This is a genomic window from Rhizobium sp. UFLA01-1127 (assembly GCF_059803845.1).
This window is the reverse complement of the sequence record NZ_JAUQTZ010000181.1, coordinates 1-10,689: the sequence shown is the minus strand read 5'-3', so window position 1 is coordinate 10,689 and position 10,689 is coordinate 1. Positions and strand designations below refer to the sequence as shown.

3 protein-coding genes and 1 pseudogene are annotated in these 10,689 nt (G+C 61.1%); all 4 read left to right on the top strand.

Features of this window, described 5'->3' with window-relative positions; all coding sequences use genetic code 11:
- Positions 1 to 252: pseudogene (locus Q4Q11_RS28750) on the top strand (ShlB/FhaC/HecB family hemolysin secretion/activation protein); the annotation flags it as partial.
- 97 nt (positions 253 to 349) lie between these two features.
- A complete protein-coding gene (locus tag Q4Q11_RS28745) occupies positions 350 to 943 on the top strand; it encodes a hypothetical protein (protein WP_162701635.1) in 594 nt (197 codons plus the stop codon).
- Between the two features lie 69 nt (positions 944 to 1,012).
- Positions 1,013 to 1,477 (top strand): hypothetical protein, encoded by a 465-nt coding sequence (locus Q4Q11_RS28740; RefSeq protein ID WP_498571605.1) that lies wholly within the window; start codon positions 1,013 to 1,015, stop codon positions 1,475 to 1,477.
- A gap of 210 nt (positions 1,478 to 1,687) precedes the next feature.
- Positions 1,688 to 10,689 (top strand): two-partner secretion domain-containing protein (locus Q4Q11_RS28735; protein ID WP_498571604.1); only part of this gene is annotated, 9,002 nt, incomplete at its 3' end.

The window sequence follows — 10,689 nt, the reverse complement described above, 5'->3', positions numbered from 1 at the left end:
CCTTTCGCGGACAATGCAGCACTTGCGAAGATCCTCGGCGAGTTCCGCCCCTATCTCGGCCTCGATTACGGACGGATTGCATCCCAGGCGCGCCGGCACATCGAAGGCGGCGACATGGTGGGCTGGACAGTCGGTGCCAAGCTCGCCGGCGGCAATGTGAATTTCGATTTCGGCTATTCGGACGTCCTGGGCGGGACGGTCGATAAAAAGGACGGGGGACTGCTTTTCGTCAGCTCCTCCTTACGTTGGTGATCACCGGAAGGGGAACGATGTTATGAGTTGAAGGCCAAGGATGATTTCGCGTGAATTCACACATTCAACCAAACTGCTCTGATCGTCAGGTTATTCGATGAACGCCCCGTCTCGTGTCGCTATCCTTTCCCTTCTCGTCTCGCTGGCACTAGCCGGATGCCAATCCGCAAAGCCGATTGCGATGAGCGTTAATGCCGTGCCGACCGGCAAGGGCGTACAATACGGTGATGTCCTGGCGCCGCAGCGCGCGGCCGGGCAGGACATTCCTTCGCTCAAGGGGCAGCGCATCGTCACGGTTCGAACCTACGAGGATGTTCGCAAGAAAGATGCACAGTTTTCCAGCAGGGTCGAAAGGGAAGGCGTCGATTGCGCGTTGGAAAGCGAGGGCTATCGGGCGTCGGTAAAGACTCCGGCCGAAATCCGCGTGCCGGATTATGGCTACGCCTCACGGCCCGTCGCCGTCCGCTGCCAATCGCCGGGTTACCGGACTGGCTACGCGACCGTACAGCCGTTCGATAAGACCTCTTCCGAGCGCCTTGGTGCCGCAAGCAACAATGGTCTTGCAGGTGTAGTCGTGGTTGCGCTGATCGACGCTGCTACCGACAAGAAGAAGCACGAATTCAGCTATCCGCCCGTCTCTGTGACAATGAATCGGATCGGTTGTGAAAAGGAAAAATCGGGCTGCCGTTAGTTCAACCCGCCCTAACAGATTGGCCTTTGTCCATCCACACAGCAATGATTGATTATCTAGGAAAGAATTATGCACTTAATTGGAAAAAAGCGCCGCAATGCTGGTTCTGTCGCATCGCTTCCGGTTGTTGCGCTTGCCAGCTGCGCAATCATGCTCTCCAGCTGTGGAGGGCGCGAAGCACATCCCATCGCATCGACGAGCGCTGGTGATAGCGGAATGGAGTGTGGTGGGATTTCGCGTGAGTTTGCGGCCAATGAGCGACAGATCCTGACGACGGTCAAGGAACGCTCGCAGGCGCAGGGCAAGAACGTGATTTTGGGCGCCACGGGCGTTCTTCTGTTCTTTCCCGCTCTCTTTTTCATGGATCCCAAATCGCCTGAGAAGATCGAGATCGACGCCTTGCGCAATCGAAACCAGGTGCTGACGGACCTTGCCCGTTCGAGAAAGTGCCCGGCGCCGAAATCGCAGTTGGGTGAACTTTACAAGAAGCTCGACGGCAGCGTGAAGACGACGCCCGCCAGCAGAGGCGGCTGAATAGGTTCGGCCGATACGCGTGTCCTCCGCAATAAATGACACCCGTACCGGCCTAACCGCCATCACAAGCGACACATTTTGTTTGGGATAGGTTTACCACAACCACAGGCAGAAATTGACTCCAGCCTCGTGATTATGGTGTCGCTCCCGGCCAGCTCCCACAACTGCGGCGAGACTAGTTTGCCGCGCAAACAGCAGTGAAGGCGTGCAATGAGCAGGAAGATCATGTTGGCAGGATCGAAGCTTGCAGCTGTCGGCCGAGAAGCTGGAGGCGGCCTCTTGGCACGGCTTGCGCGCCTCGGCCATCAGTCGCTTGCGGTCACCCTCAGCATCCTTCTGTTCCTGCAGCCGGCGATCGCAAACGCTCAGACGGTATCGGCGAGCACCACGGCGCCCGCCGCCAACCAGCCAAGCGTCGGCGCTGCGCCGAATGGCGTTCCGCTGATCGATATCGTCACGCCGAACGCGGCCGGTCTCTCGCACAACAAATACGACAATTTCAATGTCGGTACCCAGGGCCTGATCCTCAATAACTTCAAGGGCGAGCAAAGCACTTCGAACCTCGGCGGGGTGACGCCGGGCAATCCGAACCTCAATGCCTCGAACCCGGCTTCCGTCATTCTCAACGAGGTTACATCCGGCAATCGTTCTGCACTGAACGGACAGATGGAAGTGTTTGGTGGCCGCGCAGATGTTATAGTAGCGAACCCTAATGGAATTACCTGCAACAACTGCGGCTTCATCAATACGCCGCGAGCCATGCTGACGACCGGCGTGCCCAATATCGGTGCCGACGGCAGCTTGTCCGGTTTCACCGTCAATGGCGGCGACGTCACCTTCGAAGGCGCGGGGGCGAATCTCACAACGGCTCCCGGCGCCGTCGATCTCTTCGATGTCGTCGCCCGCAACATTCACGTCAATGCGCCGGTCTTCGGCAAGGCCATACGACTGACGGGCGGCGCCAGCCAGTATAATTACGCGACCGGAGAGTCTACAGCGCTGACGGCAACATCAGGCACGCCGGAATATGCGATCGACGGCACGGCACTCGGGGCCATGCAGGCTGATCGTATCAAGGTCGTCGTCACGGAAAAGGGTGCCGGCGTCAAGATGAGCGGCGACATGGCCGCCAACGCCGGCGAGCTCTCGCTGTCGGCAGACGGCAAGATCTCGATTGGGAATGCCTCCGGGCGGGATGGCGTGACCATTTCCTCGAAACAGAGGGTCACGGCCGCCAAGGTCACATCGAGACAGAAGGTCAAGGTTCAGGCCGATCAAGGCATCTCTCTGCAGTCTATCGCCGCCGATAGCGATATTGTGCTTGCAAGCGGCGCTGGTCTCTTGAGCGTGTCGGGCGATGTCAACAGCGGCACAAGCGTGCAGATGAGTTCGGACGGCGGGATTGCCGCCGGAAGCGTGACGACTGGCACCGGTGCCGCAACGCTTTCTGCGACCTCTGGCGATATCGCGATCGCCGGCGCTGCGAATAGCACCGGCGACCTCACTTTGACGACGACAGCCGGTGCGATTTCCGCCGCTTCGCTGCAGAGCGGCCAGAATATCACCCTGAACGCCAATCTTGGCGCGACGGTTGCCGGCAACGTGCAGGCGCAAGGCAATGTCACCGCCGCCGGCCGATCGATCTCCGTCGGCAAGGTCATTTCCGGCATCGATATCGCCGCCACCAGTGCTGATCCGAGTGGCAATGTGGTGCTCGGCGCAGCTGGCAGCCTCAGTCTGACGGCGACCGCCGGCGATATCGCGACCGGCAATCTGCTGTCGGCCAGAAGCCTCAATGCGACCGCCACCGGCAATATCACTGCCGGCAGTATCCAGTCGGCCAACGATCTGACAATCATGGCAGCATCGCTTGCGGCCAGCGGCGTCACCTCCCATGGCGCGCTCACGGTCGATGCAGCAGGCGGTCTCATTGATGTCAGTGGCCAGGTTCTCGCCGCGAGCAATGTGCTGATCTCGGGGTCTGCCCTTCAGGCCGATGCCATCGCCGCCGGCGTTGATTTTGCGGCCACGGATGCGAACGGCGGCAGCATTGTTCTCGGCTCGTCCGGCACGCTCGGGCTGACCGCCACGGCGGGCAATGTCGTTGCCGATAAATTGCTGTCGGCAGGCGACCTCACCGCCCGGGCCGCCCAGTTGCAGGCCAACAATATCGCGAGCCATGGCAATATTGCGATTGCTGCAAGCGGTAACGCCGGTATTGGCGGCGGCGTCAATGTCGCCAATCAATTGCTCGGCGCCGGCAATGTCACAATCAGCAGCAACACGAGCGGCGTTGGCGTCGGTCTTCTTGCTTCCGGTGTCGATATTGCCGCCACCAAAGCCGCTGGCGGCAATATCGTGCTGGCGGGCAGCGGCGATCTGACGATCAACGACAGCGCCGGCGCCATCCACGCAGGGACCATGCTTGCAGCTGGCGCGATCAATGCCACCGGCCAGACCGTCACCGCCGAGACGATCACCGGCCACAAGGACATCACGCTATCGGGCGCTACCAGTGCAGCGGCCGGGAGCGGCCGCGTGAATGTGAGTGGCCAGGTTCTCGGTGCAGGCAATGTCAGTATCTCCGGTTCCGCCATCAAAGCCGACGCTATCGTCTCCGGCGTCGACATTGCCACTACCGATGCGGCGGGCGGGCGCATCACCCTTGGCCCGACGATCACAGGAACCGGTAATCTGACGCTTGCGGCGTCCGATGCTCTCAACGCCGGTACGCTGCTGTCTGCAGGCGATCTCAATGCCAGCGGTGCAATGATCACCGCCAGCAATATCTCGGCCCATCACGATATGACGCTTGGCGGCGTCATCAGTGTCGGCGGCCAGATCCTGGGCGCCGGCAACGTATCGGTTATCGGTCCGAGTCTGTCCGCGCAGAGCCTTGTTGCAGGCTTGGACTTCAATGCAACCGATGCTGCCAACGGCAAAATCATCCTGGGGCAGAAGGGTGATCTGGCGGTATCGGTCAACGGCGCAGTGAATTCGCCGACGATACAGGCCGCCGGCGTGCTGAATGTCAGCGGCGCGTCCGTCACGGCAGATTCGATCACCGGCCACCAGAATGTCACCCTTGCCGGCGCCACCACCGTCAACAACCAAGTCCTTGGGGGAGGCAACGTCAGTGTCGCCGGGCCAAGCATCAAGGCCGGTAGTGTCGTTTCCGGTGTCGATTTTGTCAGGACGGCCGCCGCCAATGGCAGCATCGTGCTTTCCAGCAGTGGCGGCCTGACGCTTTCGGCCGCGAACGCACTTAACATCGACTCGCTCCTGTCGGCCGGCGGTCTTAGTGCGACCGCTTCGAACCTCACGGCGAACAACGTCACCGCCCACGGTGACATGACGCTCGGTGGCGCAATCAATGTAACGCAACAAATCCTTGGGGCCGGCAATGTGCTGATCAGCGGCCAAAGCTTGTCGGCGCAGACTGTGGTCGCTGGCATTGACTTCAGCGCTACCAATGCGGCCGGCGGCAATATCGCGCTCGGCCAGACCGGCGATCTGAAGGTCGCAGCCAGCGGCAGTGTGACAGTGCCCGCGGTTCAGGCAGCCGGCACCATCGATATTCGCAGCGCAGCGGTCACGAGCGACGCGATCACGGGTCACAAGGATATCACCGTTGCGGCGGTGAGCGGTCCCATGAATGTCACCAATCAGGTGCTGGGCGGCGGTAACATTGGCATCTCCGGCTCAAGCATCAAGGCCGGCGCGATTATCTCCGGCGTCGATTTCGCCGCTACCGCCGCCGCCAATGGGCATATCGTTCAGACGGCAAGCGGCGATCTGACCCTTGCTTCGACCGGCAATATCAATGCCGGTACGCTGCTCTCGGCCGGCCGTCTCGGCGCTGCAGGAACCACAGTCACTGCCAATGCTGTGACAGCACATGGCGACATGGCGCTGGCGGGAGCGATCAACGTCAACAGCCAGATCCTGAGCTCGGGCAATGTGCTAATCAGCGGCCAGGGCTTATCGGCACAGACCCTTGTCGCTGGCATCGACTTCAGCGCCACCAATGCCGCCGGCGCCAATATCGTCCTTGGCCAGTCTGGCGACCTAAAGGTCACCACCATTGATGTGGTAGCAGTGCCGACGATACAAGCAGCCGGCGTGATCGATATCAGTGGCACCTCCATTGCCGCCGACGCCATCACAGGCCACAAGGACATCACGCTTTCCGGCACCACTGGCACGACGACCGCAAGCGGTCGCGTTGACGTCAGCAACCAAGTCCTCGGCGGCGGCAACGTCGGCATCTCTAGTTCCGCCATCAAGGCCAGCGCGATTATCTCTGGCGTCGACTTCGCCGCAACCGCCGCCGCCAATGGGTATATCGTTCAGACCGCAAGCGGCGATCTGATCCTTGGCTCAAGCGGCGCAATCGACGTCGGAACACTGCTGTCTGCGAGCGACCTCATTGCGAACGGTACAACGATCACCGCCGGCAATATCTCCGCTCACCACGACATGACGCTCGGCGGCGCGATCAGCGTCAGTGGCCAGATCCTGGGTGCCCGAAACATATCGATCTCCGGTCCGAGCCTATTGGCGCAGAGCCTCGTTGCCGGCCTGGACTTCGATGCCACCGATGCCGCAAATGGCAAAATCACGCTTGGTCCAAGCGGTGATCTGAAGGTCGCAACAAGCGGCGTCGTGACAGTGCCGACGGTTCAAGCTGCTGGCACCATCGATATCCGCGCCGCATCGGTCACCAGCGACGCGGTGACCGGTCACAAGGACATCACGGTTTCGGCCACAAGCGGTCCCGTCGATGTGACCGACCAAGTGCTTGGCGGAGGCAGCGTCAATCTCTCGGGTTCCGCCATCAACGCCAGCGCCATTATCTCCGGCGTCGACTTCGCCGCTACGGCCGCGGCCAACGGACATATCGTCCAAACGGCCAGCGGCGACATTTCCTTGACCTCCCCAGGTAGCGTCGGGGTCGGCACATTGCTGTCGGCAGGCAATTTGATCGCCTCCGGCTCGACCATCACCGCTGACGGGATCACGGCCCATGGCGCCGTGACGCTCGGTGGCGCGATCAGCGTCACGGATCAGATCCTCGGGTCTGGCAACGTATCGATTACCGGTCAAAGCCTTTCCGCCCAAACCGTCGTTGCTGGCATCGACTTCGACGCGACCAACAGGGCGGGGGGTAACATTGTCCTTGGTCAGACGGGAGACCTGACGATAACGGCTGGTGGCGCCGTGGCGGCGCCGACCATGCAGGCGGCCGGCAGCATCAATGTGAGTGGCGCGGCGATCAATGCCAATGCTGTCACCGGCCATGGCAATATTGCGCTGTCCGGCTCGACCACCGTCACAAGCCAAGTTCTCGGCGGCGGTAATGTCAGCATTTCTGGTTCCAGCATCAAGGCGGGTGCTGTCGTTTCCGGCATCGATTTCGCCTCGACGGCTGCTTCTGCTGGCGGCATCGTGCTCGCCGGCAGTGGCGACATGACATTTGCTTCGAGCGGCAACATCAATGCCGACACGCTGCTTTCGGCCGGCGCTCTCGACGCCGCAGGAATCACCATCAACGCCAATGCAGTGACAGCACATGGCGACATGACGCTTGCGGGAGCGATCAATGTCAACAGCCAGATCCTGAGTTCGGGCAATGTGCTAATCAGCGGTCAGAGCTTATCGGCGCGGACCGTCGTCGCGGGCCTGGACTTCCGTGCCACCGATGCAGCCGGTGGCAATATCGTCCTGGGTCAAACCGGTGACCTGAAGGTCACAGCCAATGGTGCCGTGGCGGTGCCGACGATACAGGCGGCTGGCGCCATCGATATCCACGCCGCATCGGTCACCAGCGACGCGATGACCGGTCACAAGGACATCACCGTTTCGGGTGCAAGCGGTCCCGTTAACGTGGCCAACCAGGTTCTGGGTGGCGGCAACATCAGTCTCACGGGTTCTGCTATTAAGGCCAGCGGCATTGTCTCCGGCATCGATTTCACAAGGACGGCTGCCGCCAATGGACATATCGTCCAAACGGCAAGCGGCGACATTTCCTTGACATCGCCAGGTGCCATTAACGTCGGCACGTTGCTGTCGGCCGGCAATTTGAATGCCTCTGGTTCGATCGTCGCTGCGGACAGCATCACAGCGCATCATGACATGACCCTCGGTGGCGCGATCAATGTAAGTGGCCAAATCCTGGGTGCGGGAAATGTGCTGATCAGTGGCCAGAGCCTGTCGGCACAGACCGTCGTCGCTGGTATCGACTTCGATGCGACCAACAGGGCGGGGGGCAACATTGTCCTGGGTCAGACGGGAGATCTCGCGATTTCGGTCGACGGTACCGTGGCGGCGCCGACCATGCAGGCCGCCGGCAGCATCAATGCCCGTGGGGCGACCATCAATGCCAATGCCGTCACCAGCCATGGCAACATCACCTTGTCCGGCTCAACTACCATCACCAGTCAAGTCCTTGGTGGTGGTAACATCGCCATCTCCGGTCCAGGCATCAAGGTCGGCACTGTGGTTTCCGGTGTCGATTTCGCCAGAACTGCAGCCGCTAACGGCAATATCGTTCAGACGGCAAGCGGCGACTTGACGCTTTCGTCGACAGGCTCGATCGACGGCGGCACATTGCTGTCGGCCGGTGCGTTCTCGGCCAGCGGCATCACCGTGACCGCCGATGCAGTCACGGCGCATGGCGATATCACGCTCAAGGGCATTGGTGCGACGGCCACGAGCGCCGGTGTAAACATTGCTGGCCAAGTCCTTGCCTCCGGCAACGTGCTGATCTCAGGCCAGAGTCTGTCGGCACAGACCATCATTGCAGGTATCGATTTCGATGCGACCAACAGGGTAGGCGGTAACATCGTCCTAGGCCAAAGTGGCGATTTGACTGTGAATGTTAACGGGGCCGTTACGGCGCCGACCATACAGGCTGCGGGCAGCATCGACATTAGTGGCGCGTCCGTCGCAGCTGCCTCGATCACCGGCCATAAGGATGTCAGCCTGTCCGGAACCGCCGTCGGCGGTGTGACCGTTGTCAATCAGGTGCTTGGCGGCGGCAATATCGGCATCTCCGGCTCGAGCATCCAGGCCGGGACTATTGTCTCAGGTGTCGACTTCGCCGCCACTTCTGCCAACGGCGGAAACATCGTCCAGACCTCCAGTGGCGACATTTCCTTGACGTCGTCGGGCAATATCAGCGGTGGAACACTGCTATCGGCCGGCAATCTCAATGCCTCCGGCTCGACCGTCGGCGCTGATAGCATAACGGCGCATGGGGCTGTGACGCTCAATGGCGCGGTCAGCATCGCAAACCAGATCCTCGGGTCCGGTAACATATCAATCAAGGGCCAGAGTCTATCCGCGCAGATGATCGTCTCCGGCATCGATTTCGACGCTACCGACGCCGGCGGCGGCAATATCGTCCTCGGCCAAGCGGGTGACCTCGAGGTGTCGGTCAATGGTGGCATTGCAGCTTCGACAGTGCAGGCCGCCGGTGCCGTTAATGCCGGCGGCGCCACCCTTACGGCCAATGCCATCACCGCTCATAAAGATATTACTCTTTCGGCGAGCGCGGCGGGTGGCGTTGCTGTAACCAATCAGGTGCTTGGCGGCGGTAACGTTGGCATCTCCGGCTCAAGCATCAAGGCCGGTGCTATCGTTTCCGGCGTGGATTTTGCCAGAACTGCCGCCGCCGACGGCAATATCGTGCTCGCCAGCACCGGCGATCTGACACTTGTCTCCGCCGGCAATATCGACACCGGCACGCTGCTTTCGGCTGGTGCTCTTTCGGCCAATGGCGCAGCCGTGAACGCGAACGCCGTCACCGCGCACGGGACTATGACGCTCAAAGGCGCGACCACAGTTTCCGGACAGGTTCTCGGCGCGAGCAATGTCCTAATCACCGGCCAAAGCCTGTCGGCCCAATCTGTCGTCGCCGGTATCGATTTTGCTGCCACCGATGCCGCCGGCGGCAATATCGTTCTTGGTCGGACCGCGGACCTGACAGCCTGGCTCAGTGGTGGATTCTCTGCATCGACGGTGGAAGTCGCTGGTGCTACCGATGTCAACGCCGCCAGCGTGACGGCTGACACCGTTACCGGACACAAGGATATCGCGCTCGCCGGTACAACCACCGTCCATGGCCAAATCCTTGGTGGCGGAAACATCAGCGTCTCAGGCCCGAGCATCACGGCCGGCGCCATCGTCTCCGGTGTCGACTTCATTGGCGCCGCCGCCGCCAACGGCAATATCGTCCAGACATCAAGCGGCGATATGTCCCTGGCCTCGAGCGGTAATCTCACCATTGGCACGCTCTTGTCGGCGGGCAATTTGATCGCGCAAGCGAGCGATCTGAACGCGAGTAGCATCACAAGCCATGGCAATACCAATCTGAAGGCGAGCGGTCGCGTTGGCGTCAGCGGCCAGGTCTTATCGGCCCGCGATCTCACGATCACCGCAAACAGCCTCGGCTCCGGTCTTCTGATTTCTGGCGTCGATTTCGCGGCTACCAATGGGAACGGTGGCAACATCGCCCTCGCCTCATCGGGCGCCATGAACCTTGCCATCTCGGGCAATGCCACAGCCGGCACGATGCTGTCGGCCGGCGATGTCACGGCTGATGCCGGCAATTTGCAGGCAAATAGCATTACCAGCCATGGCAAAGTCGGCATTGTCGGCAACGTGGACGTCAGCAACCAGATTCTTGCTGCCGGCGACCTCACCATCAGCGGCGGCAGCATCAGCGCACCCACGCTGATCTCGGGCATCGACTTTGCCGCCACCAACGCCGCCGGCGGCAACATCGTGCTGGCATCGCCGGGAGCCATGAACCTGACGGCGTCCGGCAACATCACGGCTGGCACGATCCTTTCCGCCGGTGACTTCACAGCTAAAGCGGCGAACCTCACCGCCGCCAGCATCACCAGTCATGGCAACATCGATATTTTCGGCAATCTCGCAGCCACCAACCAGGTGATTTCCGCAGGCGACCTCACAATAAGCGGCGGCGGCATCAGTGCGCCGGTCTTGATCTCGGGTGTCGATTTCGCAGCCACCAATGCCGCCGGCGGCGGCATTGTGCTCGGAACTGCCGCGACGATTGCAGGCAATCGCGCTGGCGATATGAACCTGACCGCGTCTGCGGGTATCACGGCGCAGACCATACTATCGGCTGGCGCAATCGCCGCCAGCGGCATTGCGATTGCGGCCAACGCTGTGACCGGGCATGG

Excerpts from the sequence above, each read along its gene's own strand:
- Q4Q11_RS28745 (WP_162701635.1), top strand. The coding sequence starts at position 350 with ATGAACGCCCCGTCTCGTGTCGCTATCCTTTCCCTTCTCGTCTCGCTG.
- Q4Q11_RS28740 (WP_498571605.1), top strand. The coding sequence starts at position 1,013 with ATGCACTTAATTGGAAAAAAGCGCCGCAATGCTGGTTCTGTCGCATCG.